Genomic DNA, 17,562 nt, shown 5'->3' on the forward strand with positions numbered 1-17,562 from the left:
GGCTGACGTCGCGGGTGAGTGGGGCCGGTGGCTGGTCGATCGTCAAGCTGCCCGACCGGACGTTCCGGGACCTGCCCGCGAACGAGTACCTGACGAGGATTTCGCACAGGTCGCGGACGTCGGGCCCATGTTCAAGTACGGCGAACCGGGTCAGTCCTACGACGGCCTGGGCGCGGTCATCGCCCGACTGTGCGGATCGGCGGGATTCATCGACTTCGTCCGGCGGCTGACCGCGATGGTTGTCATCGGCAACACCGACGCCCACCTCAAGAACTGGGCCCTGCGCTACGCCGACGGGCAGACCCCGGGACTTGCTCCGGTGTACGACTTTCACTCACTGACGATCTACAGCCAGTACCGCTACCAGCCGCTCTCGCTCAGCATCAATGGTCAGAAGGTGCCTGGCGCTGTCACGGTGGACGACTTCCGCCGTATGGCCGAGCGGATCGGGGAAGATCCCGACGCGACCGCCGGCGCTGTCGGCGAGACCGTCGAGCGGATGCGGGTTACCTGGGCCGGTGACCTGTTGGATGAGGCGCGAGGCCGGTTCGCGGCGCTGGCCGGGCACTACGAGGAGCGGCTGCGGTCGTTGCCCATCGGCGGGTGAGATGCCGAAGGGCCGCCCCTGCGGACGGCCCTTCGGTTGCGGCTGCGGTTACGAGGCGTACGCCTCGAGGCGCTTCGCGCGTGACGGGTGGCGCAGCTTCAGCAGCGTCACCTTCTCGATCTGGCGGATGCGCTCGCGGGACAGGCCGAACTCGCGGCCGACCTCGTCGAGGGTGCGCTGGCGGCCGTCGTCCAGGCCGAAGCGGAGGCGGATGACCGCCTGCTCGCGCTGGGACAGCGTGGACAGGACGATCTCGACCTCGGAGCGGAGCATGCCCGCCGAGACGCTGTCGGCCGGCTCCTCGCGCGGGTCGATGCGGGCCACGAAGTCGCCCAGGGCGCTCTCGCCGTCCTCGCCGACGGCCTGGTCCAGGCTGACCGGCTCCCGGTCGTACGAGATAAGCTCGATGACCTGGTACTCCTCGACGCCCAGGGCGGCCGCGATCTCGGCCACCACCGGCTCGCGGCCCAGGGCGGCCGAGAGGTCGCGGCGGGCCCGGACCATGCGGTTGACCTGCTCGACCATGTGCACCGGGATGCGGATGGTGCGGGCCTGGTCGGCCATGGCGCGGGTGATGGCCTGGCGGATCCACCAGGTGGCGTAGGTGGAGAACTTGTAGCCCTTGGTGTAGTCGAACTTCTCGACGGCCCGGATGAGGCCCAGGTTGCCTTCCTGGATGAGGTCCAGGAACGCCATGCCACGGCCCGTGTAGCGCTTCGCGATGCTCACGACCAGGCGCAGGTTGGCCTCGAGGAGGTGGGCCTTCGCGGCCCGGCCCTCGCGGACCACGACCTCGTAGGTGTTCATCCACGCGGGGTGGACCATGCCGGTGGCGAGCTTCTCCTCCGCGTACAGGCCGGCCTCGATCTTCTTGGAGAGGTCGACCTCCTGCTCGGCGGTGAGGAGCTTGGTGCGGCCGATCGTGTTGAGGTAGGCGCGAACCAGATCCGCTGAGACGCCCGTGTTGTCGAGCGCGTGCTCCTGCTCGTGCTGCTCGTCGGCCTCAACGTCGACGGCACTGAATTCCGTGTTCTCACTCAGCGGCTGGGCCACTTCGCTCGCCTCCCGTGTGGATTGACAAGTGGCGCGATCATCCTTGCGAGAAGTAGCTTCGCTGAGCGGGCGTGAAGTGACGGTGAGGCGGCGGAGCCGTGGCACGAATCCGTGAGTCTCAGACCTCCAGCAATACGGTCCGCGGTCCCACGTTCACGCTCTCGACCAGCATGTGCGTGCGGAATCGCCCGGTTTCCACGGTTGCGCCCCGGTTTCGCAGGGCGGAGCAAAAGTGCTCGATCAGCGGCTCCGCCGCCTCCGGGCGGGCCGCCGCGATCCAGGTGGGGCGCCGGCCCTTGCGGGCGTCGCCGTAGAGGGTGAACTGCGAGACAACGAGGAGTGGCGCCCCGATGTCGGCCGCCGACTTCTCGTCGTCGAGGATCCGCAGCTCGTACACCTTCCGGGCCAGCGTTTCGGCAATTTCGGGATTGTCGGAATGGGTCACGCCGACGAGCACCAGCAGGCCGTGCTCCACCGCCCCGACCACGGTGTCATCCACGGTCACCGAAGCCCGCGACACGGTCTGGACTAGGGCTCGCACGGCAGCAGGACCCCGCGCTCGACCAGGTGCGACACCAGCGGGACGGCGACCTCCGCGAGCACGGGCGCCGGGACCTCATGGGCGACGGCCAGCAGATCCACCTGGTCGGCCAGGGTCACCGACCCGTCACAGGCACCCACGAGCGTCAGCGCGACCGGGTCCACCTCCTCCACCCACCGCAGCCCGTCGGGCAGTGCGAGCAGCTGCTGGCCGACCTCCCAGCCCTCCTCGCCCATGGTGGCCTCCTGGCGCAGCGTCAGCCCGGGCGCGGCCCGGAACCGGGTGCGCAGGAGATCGGCGCCGCGCAGGAAGTCCTGCCGGGCGAACCAGTCCGAGATCAGCGGGCCGAGGTCGCCGCCGACGGTGTGCCGGAGGTCCTCGATGCGCACCGTCGGGTCGTCGTGCCCGGCCGCGCGGAGCGTGATCAGCCCGAACCCGACCGCGTCGACCTTCTGCGCGTCGAACCAGTCGAGCCAGGCCGCGGCCAGCTGCGGCTGGTGCGCGGCGTCCTCGGAGGCGTCGGCCAGCCACAGGTTGACGTACGCGAGGGGGTCGGACACCTCCCGCTGGATCACCCACGCGTCGAGGCCGGTGCCGGCCAGCCAGTCGTTGACCCGCTCCCGCCAGTCCCCGCCCGAGACGTGCAGCCAGTTGGCCAGGAACTGCATGTGCCCGCCGTCGGCCAGCAGCGCGGGCGCGGCCGCGACGAGCTCGGCGCAGACGGCGTCGCCGGGGCGGCCGGAGTCGCGGTAGGTGTGCGCGGTGGTGCCGGGGCCGGCCACGAACGGCGGGTTGCTCACGACGAGGTCGAACCGCCGCCCCGCGACCGGGCGGGTGAGGTCGCCCTCGAGCAGCTCCCAGTCGAGGCCGTTGAGCGCGGCGGTGGTGGCGGCGAAGCGCAGGGCCCGGGGCAGGACGTCGGTGGCGGTGGTCCGCCGGGCGTGGGTCGACAGGTGCAGGGCCTGCACGCCGCAGCCGGTGCCGAGGTCGAGCGCGGTCCCGACCGGGTGGCGCACGGTCGCGGCGGCCAGGGTGCTGGAGGCGCCGCCGATGCCGAGCACGTGGTCGCCGGGGAGCGGCCGCCCGGGGCGCATCCCGGCGGAGAGGTCGGCGACGACCCACCAGTCCCCGTAGGGCTCCAGCTCGATCGCCGCGCGGACGCCGTCGCCGTCGGCTTCGAGCAACGGCGAGGCCGACTCCAGGGGCAGTGGGGCGAGCGCGGCCGCGACCCGGTCCAGCGGCTCGGTCTGCCCGCAGATGAAGAGCCGGATCAGGGTGTCGAGCCGACCCCCACCGGCCTGCGTGATCCGCAGCGCGGCCCGGAAGTCGTTGCGCGCGGCGGCGGCCGCGGCGTCCTCGCCGAGATGGTTCTGAATACCGGCGGAGGTGTACTCCGCTGTGCCGAGCGCTTCCCGAAGGCGCGCCAGGGCGGTGCTGTCCAGCAGTGCGTCCACACCGCCCATCCTGGTATGTCAGCGTTGATCGATGCCTATGCAGGCCACCACCCGGGTCGCGTCCGCGGTCAGGAACAGCTGGAAGTGGGTGGGCGGGTTCTCGATCTTCGCCTCGCCGACGCGCAGCGGCCGGTCACCGGAGGTCTGCAGCACGTCGATCGCCTCGGCCGAGCCGAGCATCGGGTTGCCGATCCGGGCCATGTGCTGAGCGCGGCGTAAATAGCTGCGGGCGAGCTGGTCGGCGGGCAGGGTGTGGTCCCACACGACATACTCGGCGCCGGCGCGGATCGCGGCCCGGCACGCTTCGAAGGCCGCTCCCGGCTCCTCAGCGAGGAGCCGGAGCAGTGCTTCACGCTCCATGAGCAATATCACCACAAAGCACGGATTTTGACCAGGTTCCTACGCGCAGTTCTTGAGCTGTTTGCGGACGTCGGGGGGCACGGGGTCGCAGCCGTTCCTGGCCGCGCCGGACACCGCGACCCACATCTTCTTGGCGCCGTCGTAGTGGAACAGGACGGTGGCCCGGTCGCCTTCGGTGCGCGCGGTCGCGTAGCCGACGGCGCAGCTGATGTCGGTGAGACCCTTGCCCAGCTGGACGGCCGCGGTGATCGCGGGGTCGGCGGCGAGGGCCTTTTCGAGGGTGGCGTTGTCGACCGGGCAGCCGGCCTGGGGGCTGGCCCCGGGCTTCAGCGGCGCCTCGCCGGTCTGCGGCAGGAGGGTGGTCTGGTCGGGGGTGGGGACGTACGGGGCCTGGGCCTGGGGTGACCCGCCGGAGCAGGCCGCGAGGGTGGCGGCCGCTCCGGCGAAGACAGCGAGGAGTGTGTATCTCACCCCGGCAATTTACGACACTCGATCGGGTTAGTTCTGGCAACCCTTGAGGTGTGTCGCGACGGCCTCCGGCACGCGGTCCCGGCAGACGCCGTCGGTCCCGCCGATGACGGCGGCCCACGTCTTCTTCGCGGCGTCGTACTTGAACAGCACGACCGCCTGATCCATGTTCTCCGGCGTCGCGGTGGCGGTGGCCCAGCCCCCGTAGCAGCTGACGTCCTTCAGCCCCTTGCCCAGGAGGATGTTGTCGGCGATCTCCTTGTTGGCCTTGAACGCCTTCTCCAGCACGGCCGCCGTCACCGGGCAGCCCGCGGCCGCGCCGCTGGCCACCCCGCCCGACGGGGCCTTGCCGCTCGCCTTCGCGGCCGGACTCGCCGCCTCGCTCACCGGCACGACCGCGGTCGCGGTGGAGGCGGGCGGGGCGGCGGTGCCCGGGTCGTCCTTGTCGGCACAGCCGGCCAATGCGGTCGCGGCGAGCAGCACGCTCGGTAACGCGATCGGGAGTGCGAATCGAATGTTCACACGCGGCATCGTGGGGCCGCCCCCGGCCGCTGTCGACGTCGGTTTCACGACACTGCTATTGCCTCCCGGCAAGGAACCGCTCGAGCACCTCCACGACCAGCGCATGATCGTCGGCCTGGGGCAGACCTGACACTGTTACGACACCGACGACCCCCACATTGCGCACCCGGATCGGGAACGCGCCCCCGTGCGTCGCGTAGTCGGCCGGGTCGACCCCGTAGGACTCGTCGAACACCTTGTCCCGGTCCGCCAGCCGCCGCCCCACCAGGTATGACGAGTTGTGCAGCCGCTCCACCACCCGGACTTTGCGCTCGATCCAGCGGTCGTTGTCCGGCGCCGTGCCCGGCAGCGCGGCGTGGAAGAGCTGCTGCCCGCCCCGGCGGATGTCGATCGTGATGCCGAGCGAGCGCTCCTTGGCCGTCTCCACCAGCAGACTGCCCAGCGCCCAGGCGTCGTCGTTGTCGAACCGGTCGAACAGCAGCCGGGCCTCCTGGGCCTCCAGCTCCTTGATCAGATCTTCCACGCGCGGTCTCCCTCGAAAACCCGACTGTCGGGTACCAACTCACTCGCAGGTCACCGGCAAGTCCGGCCCGGAGGAATTGTCCAGCATGAGAACTCGGACCTTCACCCTGCTCACCGGCGTCGGCCCGGAGCCCGCGGCGCACTGCCGGCTCACCTGGGAGATCGCCCAGGTCGAGCCCTCCCTCACCCGGGCCGCGCTGACCTGCGACGACCTCGACGCCCGCCCCGACCGCGAGCGCGACGAGGCCTGGTCACGCATCGTGAGCGGCCTGAAGACCGTCCTGGAGACCGGCGCCCCGCTGATCTCCTGAAAGGCTGGAAGTCGGTGTGGCCGGCCACGACCGCGCCGTCGGCGGCCAGCGCGAGCTAGCCGACCCAGCCGACGAAGGTGCCCTTGGAGCCGGTCTTCGGTGCGGCCGGCGTCGGCGCCGGGCCGGCGGCCAGGGCGGTGTTCAGGGTGCGGGTCAGCCAGGCGTTGACCGACAGGCCGTCGCGGGCCGCGGCCTCTTCGATGCGCTGTTTGAGCTGCTCCGGCGGGCGGAAGTTGATCCGGCCGACGGGGCCCTCCGGCGGCAGTTCGGGCTCCTGGACGCGCGGGGCGGCGGGCTCCCGGTCCGGCGTGGTGACCACGAAGTAGGGGTTGCGGTCGCGGACGCGGACCTCGACGGAGCCGGGGGCCAGGTCGCGGGTGATCTCGTCGGCGGCGTCGGTCAGCGCGTCCAGCATCGCCAGGCGGGTGGCCGCGGCGACGGCGGCGGCCAGGCGGTCGGCCAGGGCGGCCTCCTCGGGACCGGCGGCCGCGAGGAGCTCGGCGCGCAGGCCCTCCACGTAGCTGGTCAGGTCCATGCCGGTAAGTATGGCAAATTGCATGGCGCCGATGGCGCCATTGATCCGCGGGCGCAGGCAGGATGATGGAGCAGAAGGCGAACCCCAGGAGAGAAGCATCATGATCCAGCTGCTCGCGCCGGACGGGACGCTGCGCGCTGACGGTGAGGCGCCGCTCGAGGTCACCCCGGAGCTGTGCCGGGGGCTGCTGCGCGACATGGTGCTCGCGCGGCGGTTCGACGAGGAGGCCCTGGCCCTGCAGCGGCAGGGGGAGCTGGGGCTGTGGCTGCAGTCGCTGGGCCAGGAGGCGGCCCAGGTCGGCTCGATGCGGGCGCTGCGCGACAGCGACTACGTGTTCCCCAGCTACCGGGAGCAGGCGGCCGCGCGCTGCCGCGGCATCACCCCCGCCGAGCTGATGGCGCAGTGGCGCGGGGTGGTCCACTCGGGCTGGGACCCGGCGCGGTACCGCTTCCACATCTACAGCCTGGTCCTGGGCACGCAGGCGCTGCACGCGACCGGGTATGCGGTCGGCGTGCGGCTCGACGGCGCCGACGACGTCGTGCTCACCTACTTCGGCGACGGCGCCAGCAGTCAGGGCGACGTCAACGAGGCCTTGAACTGGGCCGCGGTCGCCGACGCGCCGGTCGTGTTCTTCTGCCAGAACAACCAGTGGGCGATCTCGACGAGCACGAGCCGGCAGATGGCGGCCCCGCTGCACCGGCGCGCGGTCGGGTTCGGCCTCGAGTCCTACCACGTCGACGGCAACGACGTGCTCGCCGTGCACGCGGTCACGGCCCGGGCCGCCGCGTCCGTGCGCCGGGGCGGGCCGCCGGTGCTGATCGAGGCGATGACCTACCGGATGGCCGGCCACAGCACGTCCGACGACCCGCGTCGCTACCGCGCGGACGCGGAGGTCGAGGCGTGGCGCCAACGTGACCCCATCGCCCGCCTGGAGACGCTGATCCGGGCCCGGGGCTGGGCGGCGGAGGAGTTCTTCGAAGCGCTGGCGGCCGAGTCGGACCGGGTCGCGGCGGCGACCCGGGAGGCGTGCCTGTCGATGCCGGAGCCACACGCGACGGCGATCTTCGAACACGTGACGAACGACGAGAACCCGCTGGTCCGAGCCCAGAAAGAGTGGATGGAGGCCTATCAGAAGACCCTTGCGTAGGATTCCGGAGCCGCTTCGCTCCCGCCCCGGGCAAGGGGCTCCACGCCCCCTGCACCCCCGGCCAAGTTGGATGGCGCCATAAAGCGGTTGAATGGCGCCACGCATGGTGCCATAGTGTTGCCATGACTGAGTCGGGCATCACGGTCTCCGGGCTGCGCAAGTCCTACGGCGATCAGGTCGTCCTCGACGGCATCGACCTCGACGTCCCGGCCGGGGCGATCGTCTCGCTCCTCGGCCCCAACGGCGCCGGCAAGACCACGATGGTGCACATCCTGGCCACGCTGATCCCGCCCGACGCCGGCCGGATCACCGTCGCCGGTCACGATCTGGCCACCGAGCCGGCCAAGGTCCGCGCCGCGATCGGCCTCACCGGCCAGTTCTCGGCCGTCGACAACCTCCTCACCGGCGAGGAGAACCTCCTGCTGATGGCCGACCTGCAGCACCTGCCGAGCCGCGCCGGCCGCGCCCGCGCGACCGAGCTGCTGGAGCGCTTCGACCTGGCCGACGCCGCCCGGCGCACCCCGGCGACCTACTCGGGCGGCATGAAACGCCGCCTCGACCTGGCCATGACCCTCCTCGGCGAGCCGCGGGTCATCTTCCTCGACGAGCCCACCACGGGCCTCGACCCGAGGAGCCGCCGTACCGTGTGGGAGATCGTCCGCACCCTGGCGAAGGCCGGCGTGACGATCTTCCTGACGACGCAGTACCTCGACGAGGCCGACCAGCTGGCCGACCGGGTCGCGGTCCTGGACCGGGGCCGGATCGTCGCCGAGGGCACCCCGGACGAGCTCAAGCGCCGGGTGCCGGGCGCGCACGTGCGCCTGGTGTTCGCCACGCCCGACACGCTCGCCATCGCATCGACGGCGCTGCCCGCGGCGGCCCGGGACGAGGACGCATTGGCGCTGCGGGTGCCGACCGACGGTACCCCCGCCGAAATCCGCTCTTTGCTCGTCCGCCTGGAAACCGCCGGAGTCGATCCCGAAACATTGACCGTCCACACGCCTGATCTGGACGACGTGTTCTTCGCCCTGACCGGCCACGCCACGAAGGAGCCCGTGTCATGAGAGACGCCCTGACCATGCTCCGCCGCGACCTGCGGCACAACCGCCGCAACCCGTCGACAATGTTCGGCGCATTGATCGCCCCGATTCTGATGCTTCTCATGTTCGTGTACATCTTCGGCGCCGCCACCAGCCTCGGCACCGCCAACTACCTGGCCTATGTGGTCCCGGGCATTCTGGTCCTCTGCATCGGCTACTCCGTCGGCCAGACCGCGGTGGCCGTGGCCACGGACATGAACGAAGGCATCATCAACCGTTTCCGCACCATGGGCATCTCCCGCGCCGCCGTACTGACCGGCCGCGTCCTGGGCACCGTCCTGCGCACATTGCTCTGCGTTTTCCTGATTCTGCTGCTGACCCTCACAATGGGGTACCGCCCGCACGCCACCTTCACCGGCTGGCTCATTGTCACCGGCGTGGTCGCATTGTCAGCATTCGCCGCCGCCTGGCTCACGACGGCCATGGGTTTGTCCGTCCGCACCGTGGTAGCAGCGAGCTACGCGGCGCTGCCGATCACCTTGCTGCCGATCCTGAGCAGCGCCTTCGCCCCCACCGACCACATGTCGTCGGGCGTGCGCGCGTTCACGGAGCACCAGCCATACACGCCGATCATCGAATCACTGCGCGAAGCCTTGAACGGCGCCCCCGCCGGCCCCCACCTGTGGTGGGCACTGGCCTGGTCCGCCGCGATGGCCGCCGCCGGCTACCTGTGGGCCAGAGCCCGCTTCACCCGCCCCCCGACCCCCCACTGACGGCGGGGCCACATCGAGTGGCTCGCGGAGCGCTACGACCGTCCGGTGGTCACGCCCGCACCGTCATCAGATGCGGGTCTCGGACGTGAACTGCGTGACCCAACGCTCGACCTCGTCGAGCGTCGCCGCGCGCACCGCGCCGAGCGGCCGGCCGGTCAGGCGTTGCTGCGAGATCGCCCGCACGTATTCAGGCATCACGAAGCTCGGTTCCGTGCGCAGTCCGGCCTCGCGGCCGATCGGGATGTGGTGACGGAGCCGACGGTCGGTAGAGGTGATCGGCGCGATGACCGCCATCTCGATCGGCCACGCATTGTAGGCCGCCGGTGACAGCACCAGGACGGGCCGGCGGCCGCCCTGCTCGCGACCGACAATCGGGCTCAGATCAGCGAGCATCACGTCGCCGCGACTGATCACCGGTTGTACTCCGGGAACTCGGCGCGCGCGTCACCGAGGCCATCGCCGGAGGTCATGTCCCAGCTGCGCCCCTCAGCGAGATATTCGCTGAACCCGTCCGGGTCTTCCGTCGCGAGCCGCTCGTAGTCGAGTGTCGCCTGCCGCATCGCCTCTTCGCGCTCGAGACGGCGCGCCGTCTCTTCGAGCAAGGCGAACATCGTCGTGTCGCGACTCGCGGCGACAGCGGCGAACACATCTCTCGCCTCGGTCGACACGCTGACCGTTGTCTTCGCCATAGTAAGCACTATAGCTTCTCCCATAAATAGGGCCATATGGCCGATCATAAGGCCCCTGCCGTGGCCGGGTCAACCCGAGTCCAGAGCCTTCGGGCGGGCCGGTGGTGTCGCGAGTGGGATCGCCGGCCGAGCGCAAGCACATCGCCCGGCAGGTGGGGCAGGATGTGCGCATGGCCATCACGCTGCCTATTGACGAAGCTGCCAACGAGTACCTCACCCGGAGTCCGCTCGCGCTGCTCATCGGGATGACGCTGGACCAGCAGATTCCGCTCGAGAAGGCGTTCTCGTCGCCCTGGGTGCTGGTGCAGCGGCTCGGGCATGAGCCGACCGCGCACGAGCTGGCCGAGTACGACCCTGAACGGCTGATCCAGATCTTCGCCACGCCGCCGGCCCTGCACCGGTTCCCCAAGGCCATGGCCGGGCGGGTGCAGGAGGTCTGCCGCGTGCTCGCCGATCGGTACGACGGGGAGCCGGCCGGGCTGTGGGACGGGGTCGCGGACGGCGGTGAGCTGCTGCGGCGGGTGCAGGGGCTGCCGGGGTTCGGCAAGCAGAAGGCGCAGATCTTCGTGGCGCTGCTCGGCAAGCAGTACGGCGTCCAGCCCGAAGGGTGGCGGGCCGCGGCCGGCGGCTACGGCGAGGACGGGTCGCACCGGTCGGTCGCCGACATCGTCGACCCGGCGTCGCTGGCGAAGGTGCGGGAGTACAAGAAGCAGGTCAAGGCCGACGCCAAGGCGGCCAAGGGCCAGGCCGGCTCCTAGGCCTGCGGACACCGCCACGGCGGCCGCCGGTATGACGGCGGCCTGGGGTGGCGAGGGGTCCGTGCCTTTCGCTATGCGCGGGAGCAGGTCTTCGCCCGGGAAGTAGGCGTAATCGGCGTCGGCGCGCGGGACCGGGCGCACGTGCTGCGACGGCACGCCGGGTCGCGCTGCGATCGCCTCCGGAGTCCGTCCGCGGGTGTCGGGACTCCCGCCGCGCGCGGGCGCGGGGCGACAACGGATGCGGGGGCGGGCCGCCGGGAATAAGGTGCCTCTGTGCTGAAGGGATTCCGGGATTTCATCTCGCGGGGCAATGTCATCGAACTTGCCGTAGCAGTGGTCATCGGCGCCGCGTTCAACGGCGTCGTCACCGCGTTCACCGACGGCTTTCTCAAGCCGTTGATCAATCTGACCGGCGGGATCGGGGTCGACGACAAGGATCAGGGCCTGAAGATCGGCGAGCAGGTGCTCAACTGGCCCGCGTTCGTCAACGCCGTGATCACGTTCATCCTGACCGCGGCCACCGTGTACTTCCTCGTCGTCCTGCCGATGAACAAGCTCGCCGAGCGCCGCAAGCGGGGCATCGAACCCGAGCCCGAGGCGCCCAGTGACGAGATCCGCCTGCTGACGGAGATCCGCGACCTGTTGGCGACCGGCACCACCCAGCGTGAGCAGGGCGGCCCGGTCACCGGCCCCGGCGGCGTCGCCCCCGGCGCGCCGGTCAAGCCGACCGACACCCGCTGACATCCGTCCCTGATCGCGGTTCCCCGCGGGTTCGTGGCAGACTCGTTCCAATGGCCCGCAGGGATCGCCCACAGCTGATCACCGATGCGGCGCGGAGCCCCGAGCAGGAGCTCCGCGCCCGCGAGATCCGCTATGTGCTGATGATGCTCCTGCGCGCCGCGTGCGTGGTGGTCGCCGCCATCCTGGTGGCGACCCGCCCGCCGCTCTTCTGGCTCTGGATCTCCATCTGCGTGGCCGGCGGGGTGTTCCTGCCCATGATCGCGGTCATGCTGGCCAACGACGCGCCCGTGCGCGAGGAGAACCGCTTCCGCAACAAGTTCCGCCGCAAGCCGCCCACGTCCCACCCGGACCCGGGCCACGCGATCACCGAGCGCGAGCACAAGGTCATCGACGTCGACTAGGCACGACACCGACACCGACACCGACACCGGCGCCGATCCCGGTCATGGCCGCGCGCGGATCCCAGTCCCGACCGCGCGCCGATGCTGATCCCGGCCGCGCGCCGATCGCCGTCACGGCCGGGCGCCGATTCTGGTCACCGCCTGCGCACCAAGCTCGTTGCCCCTGCTGAGCGCCGCCTGCGGGCCGGCCCCCGCCAGCCAGGCCGTGAGGAAGCCGGCCGCGAACGCGTCGCCCGCCCCGGTCGGGTCCGCGATGCTGTCGACGGTGCGCGCGGACGCGCTGGCGACGTGCTGCCCGTCGGCGTACGCCGCACCCGCCGCGCCCGACTTCACGACCACCGCCTCGGCGTGTCGACGCAGGTCGGCGGGGTCGGTCGAGCCCAGGACCCGGGCCTCGTCGAGGTTTGCGAAGAGCAGATCCGCACGCGGTACCCCCGCCAAGAAGTTTGCTCCTCCTCGTTCTCGCAGCGGAGCCGCCGATGCCGCGTCCAGGCTGGTGGTGAGGCCCCGGCGGTGCGCCTCCGCGAGGGCGAAGCGGCCGGCCGGGGCACAGTCGTCGTCGAACAGCACGTAGGCCGACAGGTGCAGGTGCCGCAGGCCGGGCAGCTCCATGGCGCGCTCCACGTCCGCGCGGGCCAGGAGGCGGTTGGCGCCGCGGTCGGTGAACATCGTGCGCTCCGCGTCCGACGTCAGCACCACCACCGTGCCCGTCGCCAGCCCCGGCACCCGGCGGACGCTGGTGGTGACGCCGGCGTCGCGGAGTTCGGCGATCCGGGCGTCGCCGGGCTCGTCGTCGCCCGCGACCCCGGCGAACGCGACCGGCGAACCGGCGGCTGCGAGCCAGACCGCGGTGTTCGCGGCCGACCCGCCGCCGGCGATCCGCACCCGCGCGATGGTGTCCGAGCCGATCGCGAGCGGGCCCGTGTGGACGGTGAGGATGTCGGTGACGACGTCGCCGATGACCAGGACGGTCACTCAGAGGGCCGCGGCGATGCGGGCGGCCAGGTCCGCGTTGCGCAGGATGATCCGCACGTTCACGTCCAGGCTCTTGCCCTCGGTGGCGCTGTGGAAGTGCGCCAGGAGGTACGGCGTGACGTCCTTGCCGGTGACGCCCTCCCGCTCCAGGCCGGCCAGGCCCTCGGCGAGGACGCGGTCGTGCAGGGCCGGGTCGAGCTGCTCGCCGACGGGCAGCGGGTTGGCCACGACCAGCGCGCCCTGGTGCACGTCGTGGGCGCGGGCGGCGCGGATGATCGCGGCGACCGCGGCCGGGTCGTCGGCCGACCAGTCGAGGTCGAAGCCGGCGTCCGTCAGATAGAAGCCCGGGAATCGGCGGGTACCGTAACCGACGACCCCGACCCCCAGCGTCTCCAGCCGTTCGAGGGTGGCGTGCACGTCCAGGATCGACTTGACGCCCGCGCAGACGATCGTGATGGGCAGGCGGGACAGGGCCGTGAGGTCGGCCGACTCGTCGAAGGTCGAGGCGGCGTCGCGGTGGACCCCACCCAGCCCTCCGGTCGCGAAGACCCCGATCCCGGCCCGCACCGCGATGGCCGAGGTGGCCGCGACCGTCGTGGCACCGTCGGCGCCGGCGGCCGCGGCCGGGGCGAGGTCCCGGACCGACAGCTTGATCACGCCGTCCCGCTCGGCCAGGTGCCGGACCTCGTCCTCGCTGAGGCCGACCACGATCTCCCCGGCGATCATGCCGATGGTGGCGGGGACGGCCCCGGCCCGGCGCACCGTCGCCTCGATCTCCTTGGCCACGGTGAAGTTGGCCGGCCGCGGCAGGCCGTGCGAAATGATGGTGCTCTCCAGGGCCACGACGGGCGCGCCGGACTGCAGCGCGGCCTCGACGTCGGCCCCGAGCCGGATGGCGTGGTTGATCACCAGGTCACGATAGCCCGGTGGGTTTGTCCACAGGCGGGGCCGGAGTTATCCACAGGGGGAGGTTGGTGCGGGCCAATTCGGGGCGGGCCTGGCAGACTGGGGGTGTGACGACCTCTCCCGAGAACGGTGGCGGGACGCTCACCGACCAGCGCGTCGATGAGCAGACCAGCACCGACTACCGCTACGACGCCGGTGACCATGAGCGCTTCTCGCATTACACCGAGAAGGACAAGCTCATGCAGGCCATGATCGAGGGCACGCCGGTGCGCGCGCTCTGCGGGAAGCTCTGGGTGCCCTCGCGCGACCCGAGCCGGTTCCCGGTCTGCCCGGTGTGCAAGGACATCTACGAGAACGTCGTGCAGAACGACGACCCGACACCCCCGAGCTCGTGACGTTCGGCTCGGTTCGGCGCATCGCCGGCCGATGCCCGCTAGGCTGTCAACGCCTTCGCGGTCCGCGCTGACGCGAGGGCGTTTTCGTGCGGCCGCCCGCCCGCCTGCCGGGCGTGTCGGCGGCGTTTTCGCAGTGCCCGGCCGGCCTTTCGCGGCCCGGGGCCGTTGCCGCGGCCGCGGGCTTCATCGCCGTGCGGGCCGTGCGGTCGGCTTGTTCCGTCGCGCCGGGGGAGTGGCGCGGGACGGGTGACACCGGTGGGTCGTGTGGTGCGGTCCGGCGGGTGCAGTTGGACGTGAGGGACATTTCGGGGAGGGGTGCCGCATGCCGCCGCGTCCGGTGGGGGTGTTGGAAGGTCAGTCGCTCCGGGTGTGGCAGCGCAAGGCCCTGATGGAGTATCTGCGCGGCAAGCGTGAGGACTTCCTCGCGGTCGCCACGCCGGGCGCCGGGAAGACCACGTTCGCGCTGCGGGTGGCCACGGAACTGTTCGCCGACGGCACCATCGACAACCTCACCGTGGTCACGCCCACCGAGCACCTCAAGACGCAGTGGGCGCAGGCGGCCGCGCGGGTCGGGATCGACCTGGACGCCGGGTTCCGCAACTCCGACGTCCACGCCGCCGCCGACTTCCACGGCACCGTGGTCACATATGCGCAGGTCGGGATCGCGCCGGCGGTGCACAAGCGGCGCACCCTGACCCGGCGGACCCTGGTCGTGCTCGACGAGATCCACCACGCCGGCGACTCGAAGTCCTGGGGCGACGGGGTGAAGGCGGCGTTCGAGCCGGCCGTGCGGCGGCTGATGCTCACAGGGACGCCGTTCCGGTCGGACGAGAACCCGATCCCGTTCGTGGAGTACGAGCGCGGCTCCGACGGCATCCAGCGGTCGCGGTCGGACACCGTCTACGGATACTCCGAGGCGCTGCGGGACGGGGTCGTGCGGCCCGTCATCTTCCTCGCCTACTCCGGCGAGACCCGCTGGCGCACCTCGGCCGGCGACGAGCTGTCGGCCCGGCTCGGGGAGCCGATGACGCAGGACCTCGTCGCACAGGCGTGGCGTACCGCCCTGGACCCCAAGGGCGACTGGATGCCCCAGGTCCTCAAGGCCGCCGACGCCCGCCTCGACCGGCTGCGCTCCGGCGGCATGCCCGACGCGGCCGGCCTGGTCATCGCCAGCGACCAGCAGAACGCCCGGGCCTACGCGAAGGCGATCGGCGAGATCACCGGCGAGAAGGCCGTCGTGGTCCTGTCCGACGACGTCGGCGCCTCCGGCCGCATCGCCGCGTTCTCCGCGTCGACGGACAAGTGGATGGTCGCGGTCCGGATGGTGTCCGAGGGCGTCGACATCCCCCGCCTGGCCGTCGGCGTCTACGCCACCAGCGCCTCCACCCCCCTGTTCTTCGCACAGGCCATCGGCCGCTTCGTGCGCGCCCGCCGCACCGGCGAGACCGCCACCGTCTTCGTCCCCAGCGTCCCCCACCTGCTGGAACTGGCCGCCGAACTCGAAGCCCAGCGCAACCACGTCCTCGGCGAGCCCAAGACCAAGGACGGCTACGACGACGAGGAGATCGAGCGGGCCAACCGCGAGGAGAAGGCCAGCGGCGAGCTCGAAGGCAGCTTCGAGGCCCTGGGCGCGACCGCCGAACTGGACCAGGTCATCTTCGACGGCGCCACGTTCGGCATGCCCGCGCAGACCGGCTCGGACGAGGAGGAGGAGTACCTGGGCCTCCCGGGCCTCCTCACCCCGGACCAGGTGACCGCCCTGCTCACCAAGCGCCAGTCCGACCAGATGGCCGCCGAACGCCGCCGCGGCAGTACCGCCCCGGCCGCCGACCAGCCACCCCCGGAGATCCCGCCCCAGCCCCGCACCGCCGGCGAACGCCGCATCGTCCTGCGCCGCCAGCTCAACACCCTGGTCGCCGCCCACCACCACCGCACCGGCCTGCCCCACGGCAAGATCCACGCGGAACTCCGCCGCCTGTGCGGCGGCCCACCAAGCGCCCAGGCGACGATCGAACAGCTCGAGGAGCGCATCGCCACCATCCAGACGCTGTAGCTCCGCCCGCCGATGTCGGTGGCTGGCTGGGGTTGTTCGCTTTGGCCGGCCGGTTCCGCACCTCGCGCCGCAGCCGATTCGAGCGGCCGGCCCGCTCATCCGCGGTTCGCCGCCGCCCTCGGATCAGCTGGTACCGGCCGCGTGGCCGGCCGGTTCTGCACCCTGCACACCTGCACCCTGCACCCTGCGCCGCAAGCCCTTGCGGGCGGGTAGCCGCTGGCCGGCCTCATTGTCCGCGGTAGCCGGCCGATCTTCGCACGTTAAGTCGGGCGCTCCGCGCCACGACTTAACGGATTTATACCCCGACAGGCGACATATCCGATATGTCGAGCGAAGCGGGGCGCGAAGCGTCCGACATATCGCGTAAACGGACCGCGAACATAGAGCCCCAGCTGAGTGGGCGAGTGTCGCGCCTGATCGCGGCGGTGATTGCCGGCGCAGTTACGACCTGACGGCACGCAACAACACGAGACCGGCATCGGCTCGCCCAGCGCCAGGGCGTGAGTGGCTGGGAGTCGGTTCGGGGTGCTCCAGGACTGCCGCCTCGCGTGGCGTCAGGCGGGCTCAGAAGCGGTTACAAACCGTCAGATCGGGCTCATGGCGGTGACGCAGGTGCCTCACGGCGTCCACGTCGGCGTTGGCTCAAGTCGGAGTGGCCGGGTCCTGGTCCCTCTGGTGCCCACATCGCATCGCCTTGAGCCGGCGGAAAAGGCCACTCAGATGCCGCCGCGCGGGGCCAGAGAGCAAGCTGGAGGGCCGGCGGGGGCAATAAGAGACCGCAGGGGACCCCAAGAGGTCCGCCTGCGGTCGGCGTATGGGTTCAGCTGGTCGGGAGCTCAGTGCCGCGCCACGTGAAGTCCGGGGCCACGGAGTACTCGACTGCGATCTTGACCAGGTGGTCTGCGTACTTGTTGGCGTGATGTCCACAGAAGATCAGGTCGCCGCCTTCGGCGAGCCTGACCCGGAGTTTCCCTGCCGCGTTACAGCGGTCGCACCGTTCCTCGGCGGCGGGGGGCGCTGCCGTTTCCGGCGGCGGCGTGAGGGTCGGGGTCATCGCCTTCCTCCTCTGATCGTCACCGACGAACGCTTCCTTGCGTCGTTCACAGATGGTTCAACACCGTGTTGCCCGACATCGTTCCCACCAAAAGCGCGGGACCCATGTCACATTCCAGTCTTGCTCACGAGCGCCAGTCCACAAGTAACCGCATACCCGCTACGTGTTTCCTATCGCGCCGAGCTTGCGATCACAAGTGGGTTGGGCGCGGCGCCACGGCTCTGTAATGCCCTTGGTGAGCGGAAACACACCCGGGC

At 71.1% G+C, this 17,562-nt stretch carries 23 protein-coding genes; 10 read left to right on the forward strand and 13 right to left on the reverse strand.

All coding sequences use genetic code 11. The annotated features are described in order from the left end of the window. Nucleotides 1-31: 31 nt before the first annotated feature. Complete coding sequence (locus tag ACIA8L_RS07700) at nucleotides 32-607, forward strand: HipA domain-containing protein (RefSeq protein WP_395901786.1); 576 nt, start codon at nucleotides 32-34, stop codon at nucleotides 605-607. A 48-nt stretch (nucleotides 608-655) separates the two neighbouring features. Here ACIA8L_RS07700 and sigB read toward each other — a convergent pair whose 3' ends face one another. From sigB to ACIA8L_RS07735, 7 genes are all read right to left on the reverse strand, one after another. Further along, nucleotides 656-1,660, reverse strand: a complete 1,005-nt coding sequence (gene sigB / locus ACIA8L_RS07705; RefSeq protein WP_395901497.1) for an RNA polymerase sigma factor SigB — start codon at nucleotides 1,658-1,660, stop codon at nucleotides 656-658. A 118-nt stretch (nucleotides 1,661-1,778) separates the two neighbouring features. Further along, the gene (gene dtd, locus ACIA8L_RS07710; RefSeq protein ID WP_395901499.1) at nucleotides 1,779-2,201 is read right to left on the reverse strand and encodes a D-aminoacyl-tRNA deacylase; all 423 of its coding nucleotides are present in this window, start codon (nucleotides 2,199-2,201) and stop codon (nucleotides 1,779-1,781) included. Continuing rightward, on the reverse strand, nucleotides 2,189-3,664 hold the full coding sequence (locus tag ACIA8L_RS07715) for a methyltransferase (protein WP_395901501.1): 1,476 nt from the start codon (nucleotides 3,662-3,664) through the stop codon (nucleotides 2,189-2,191). Before ACIA8L_RS07715 ends, dtd begins: the two co-directional genes overlap by 13 nt. Before the next feature lie 9 nt (nucleotides 3,665-3,673). After that, nucleotides 3,674-4,015, reverse strand: a complete 342-nt coding sequence (locus ACIA8L_RS07720; protein ID WP_395901503.1) for a hypothetical protein — start codon at nucleotides 4,013-4,015, stop codon at nucleotides 3,674-3,676. A gap of 39 nt (nucleotides 4,016-4,054) precedes the next feature. After that, nucleotides 4,055-4,486 (reverse strand): hypothetical protein, encoded by a 432-nt coding sequence (locus tag ACIA8L_RS07725; protein WP_395901505.1) that lies wholly within the window; start codon nucleotides 4,484-4,486, stop codon nucleotides 4,055-4,057. A gap of 27 nt (nucleotides 4,487-4,513) precedes the next feature. Continuing rightward, nucleotides 4,514-5,005, reverse strand: a complete 492-nt coding sequence (locus ACIA8L_RS07730; protein ID WP_395901507.1) for a hypothetical protein — start codon at nucleotides 5,003-5,005, stop codon at nucleotides 4,514-4,516. 55 nt (nucleotides 5,006-5,060) lie between these two features. Beyond that, nucleotides 5,061-5,528 (reverse strand): heme-degrading domain-containing protein, encoded by a 468-nt coding sequence (locus ACIA8L_RS07735; RefSeq protein ID WP_395901509.1) that lies wholly within the window; start codon nucleotides 5,526-5,528, stop codon nucleotides 5,061-5,063. A gap of 85 nt (nucleotides 5,529-5,613) precedes the next feature. On the opposite strand from ACIA8L_RS07735, the gene ACIA8L_RS07740 reads away from it, so the two are divergent. Continuing rightward, nucleotides 5,614-5,838, forward strand: a complete 225-nt coding sequence (locus tag ACIA8L_RS07740) for a hypothetical protein (protein WP_395901511.1) — start codon at nucleotides 5,614-5,616, stop codon at nucleotides 5,836-5,838. Nucleotides 5,839-5,893: 55 nt separating this feature from the next. Here the strand turns inward: ACIA8L_RS07740 and ACIA8L_RS07745 are convergent, their stop codons facing one another. Further along, complete coding sequence (locus ACIA8L_RS07745; RefSeq protein ID WP_395901513.1) at nucleotides 5,894-6,373, reverse strand: toxin-antitoxin system HicB family antitoxin; 480 nt, start codon at nucleotides 6,371-6,373, stop codon at nucleotides 5,894-5,896. Nucleotides 6,374-6,473: 100 nt separating this feature from the next. On the opposite strand from ACIA8L_RS07745, the gene ACIA8L_RS07750 reads away from it, so the two are divergent. The 3 genes from ACIA8L_RS07750 to ACIA8L_RS07760 all read left to right on the forward strand — a co-directional run bounded on the left by ACIA8L_RS07750 (nucleotide 6,474) and on the right by ACIA8L_RS07760 (nucleotide 9,333). Beyond that, nucleotides 6,474-7,520 (forward strand): thiamine pyrophosphate-dependent dehydrogenase E1 component subunit alpha, encoded by a 1,047-nt coding sequence (locus ACIA8L_RS07750; RefSeq protein WP_395901515.1) that lies wholly within the window; start codon nucleotides 6,474-6,476, stop codon nucleotides 7,518-7,520. Nucleotides 7,521-7,642: 122 nt separating this feature from the next. Then, on the forward strand, nucleotides 7,643-8,584 hold the full coding sequence (locus ACIA8L_RS07755; RefSeq protein ID WP_395901517.1) for an ATP-binding cassette domain-containing protein: 942 nt from the start codon (nucleotides 7,643-7,645) through the stop codon (nucleotides 8,582-8,584). Then, nucleotides 8,581-9,333, forward strand: coding sequence for an ABC transporter permease (locus tag ACIA8L_RS07760; RefSeq protein WP_395901519.1), 753 nt, complete (start codon nucleotides 8,581-8,583; stop codon nucleotides 9,331-9,333). The genes ACIA8L_RS07755 and ACIA8L_RS07760 overlap by 4 nt, the downstream gene beginning before the upstream one ends. 66 nt (nucleotides 9,334-9,399) lie before the next feature. Here ACIA8L_RS07760 and ACIA8L_RS07765 read toward each other — a convergent pair whose 3' ends face one another. Together ACIA8L_RS07765 and ACIA8L_RS07770 are read right to left on the reverse strand one after the other, a co-directional pair. Then, the gene (locus ACIA8L_RS07765) at nucleotides 9,400-9,726 is read right to left on the reverse strand and encodes a type II toxin-antitoxin system PemK/MazF family toxin (protein ID WP_395901788.1); all 327 of its coding nucleotides are present in this window, start codon (nucleotides 9,724-9,726) and stop codon (nucleotides 9,400-9,402) included. A gap of 17 nt (nucleotides 9,727-9,743) precedes the next feature. Continuing rightward, complete coding sequence (locus ACIA8L_RS07770; protein WP_395901521.1) at nucleotides 9,744-10,022, reverse strand: hypothetical protein; 279 nt, start codon at nucleotides 10,020-10,022, stop codon at nucleotides 9,744-9,746. Between the two features lie 170 nt (nucleotides 10,023-10,192). Here ACIA8L_RS07770 and ACIA8L_RS07775 point away from each other — a divergent pair, with 170 nt between their 5' ends. The 3 genes from ACIA8L_RS07775 (at nucleotide 10,193) to ACIA8L_RS07785 (ending at nucleotide 11,922) form a co-directional block, all read left to right on the forward strand. Then, complete coding sequence (locus ACIA8L_RS07775) at nucleotides 10,193-10,780, forward strand: HhH-GPD-type base excision DNA repair protein (protein ID WP_395901523.1); 588 nt, start codon at nucleotides 10,193-10,195, stop codon at nucleotides 10,778-10,780. Between the two features lie 273 nt (nucleotides 10,781-11,053). Beyond that, nucleotides 11,054-11,521: a large conductance mechanosensitive channel protein MscL gene (gene mscL, locus ACIA8L_RS07780; protein WP_395901525.1), complete on the forward strand. Its 468-nt coding sequence runs from the start codon at nucleotides 11,054-11,056 to the stop codon at nucleotides 11,519-11,521. A 50-nt stretch (nucleotides 11,522-11,571) separates the two neighbouring features. Then, the gene (locus ACIA8L_RS07785; protein WP_395901527.1) at nucleotides 11,572-11,922 is read left to right on the forward strand and encodes a DUF3099 domain-containing protein; all 351 of its coding nucleotides are present in this window, start codon (nucleotides 11,572-11,574) and stop codon (nucleotides 11,920-11,922) included. A 111-nt stretch (nucleotides 11,923-12,033) separates the two neighbouring features. Here ACIA8L_RS07785 and ACIA8L_RS07790 read toward each other — a convergent pair whose 3' ends face one another. After that, complete coding sequence (locus ACIA8L_RS07790; protein ID WP_395901529.1) at nucleotides 12,034-12,897, reverse strand: carbohydrate kinase family protein; 864 nt, start codon at nucleotides 12,895-12,897, stop codon at nucleotides 12,034-12,036. Continuing rightward, nucleotides 12,898-13,806: a pseudouridine-5'-phosphate glycosidase gene (locus ACIA8L_RS07795; protein ID WP_395901531.1), complete on the reverse strand. Its 909-nt coding sequence runs from the start codon at nucleotides 13,804-13,806 to the stop codon at nucleotides 12,898-12,900. It lies immediately after the preceding gene. 104 nt (nucleotides 13,807-13,910) lie between these two features. Between ACIA8L_RS07795 and ACIA8L_RS07800 the strand changes: the two genes are divergently transcribed. After that, nucleotides 13,911-14,198 (forward strand): DUF3039 domain-containing protein, encoded by a 288-nt coding sequence (locus ACIA8L_RS07800; protein WP_395901533.1) that lies wholly within the window; start codon nucleotides 13,911-13,913, stop codon nucleotides 14,196-14,198. A gap of 322 nt (nucleotides 14,199-14,520) precedes the next feature. After that, nucleotides 14,521-16,251, forward strand: a complete 1,731-nt coding sequence (locus ACIA8L_RS07805; RefSeq protein WP_395901534.1) for a DEAD/DEAH box helicase — start codon at nucleotides 14,521-14,523, stop codon at nucleotides 16,249-16,251. A gap of 820 nt (nucleotides 16,252-17,071) precedes the next feature. On the opposite strand, the gene ACIA8L_RS07810 is transcribed toward ACIA8L_RS07805, so the two are convergent. Further along, complete coding sequence (locus ACIA8L_RS07810; protein ID WP_395901536.1) at nucleotides 17,072-17,305, reverse strand: hypothetical protein; 234 nt, start codon at nucleotides 17,303-17,305, stop codon at nucleotides 17,072-17,074. Nucleotides 17,306-17,562 lie beyond the last annotated feature (257 nt).

This window comes from Dactylosporangium sp. NPDC051541, assembly GCF_044454505.1.
Lineage (GTDB): Bacteria > Actinomycetota > Actinomycetes > Mycobacteriales > Micromonosporaceae > Dactylosporangium.

Bases quoted from the DNA above. Each gene is read 5' to 3' on its own strand.
- ACIA8L_RS07715 (WP_395901501.1), bottom strand. From the start codon at position 3,664: ATGGGCGGTGTGGACGCACTGCTGGACAGCACCGCCCTGGCGCGCCTT.
- ACIA8L_RS07720 (WP_395901503.1), bottom strand. From the start codon at position 4,015: ATGGAGCGTGAAGCACTGCTCCGGCTCCTCGCTGAGGAGCCGGGAGCG.
- ACIA8L_RS07740 (WP_395901511.1), top strand. From the start codon at position 5,614: ATGAGAACTCGGACCTTCACCCTGCTCACCGGCGTCGGCCCGGAGCCC.
- ACIA8L_RS07745 (WP_395901513.1), bottom strand. From the start codon at position 6,373: ATGGACCTGACCAGCTACGTGGAGGGCCTGCGCGCCGAGCTCCTCGCG.
- ACIA8L_RS07750 (WP_395901515.1), top strand. From the start codon at position 6,474: ATGATCCAGCTGCTCGCGCCGGACGGGACGCTGCGCGCTGACGGTGAG.
- ACIA8L_RS07755 (WP_395901517.1), top strand. From the start codon at position 7,643: ATGACTGAGTCGGGCATCACGGTCTCCGGGCTGCGCAAGTCCTACGGC.
- ACIA8L_RS07760 (WP_395901519.1), top strand. From the start codon at position 8,581: ATGAGAGACGCCCTGACCATGCTCCGCCGCGACCTGCGGCACAACCGC.
- ACIA8L_RS07765 (WP_395901788.1), bottom strand. From the start codon at position 9,726: ATGCTCGCTGATCTGAGCCCGATTGTCGGTCGCGAGCAGGGCGGCCGC.
- ACIA8L_RS07770 (WP_395901521.1), bottom strand. From the start codon at position 10,022: ATGGCGAAGACAACGGTCAGCGTGTCGACCGAGGCGAGAGATGTGTTC.
- ACIA8L_RS07775 (WP_395901523.1), top strand. From the start codon at position 10,193: ATGGCCATCACGCTGCCTATTGACGAAGCTGCCAACGAGTACCTCACC.
- ACIA8L_RS07785 (WP_395901527.1), top strand. From the start codon at position 11,572: ATGGCCCGCAGGGATCGCCCACAGCTGATCACCGATGCGGCGCGGAGC.
- ACIA8L_RS07805 (WP_395901534.1), top strand. From the start codon at position 14,521: ATGCCGCCGCGTCCGGTGGGGGTGTTGGAAGGTCAGTCGCTCCGGGTG.
- ACIA8L_RS07810 (WP_395901536.1), bottom strand. From the start codon at position 17,305: ATGACCCCGACCCTCACGCCGCCGCCGGAAACGGCAGCGCCCCCCGCC.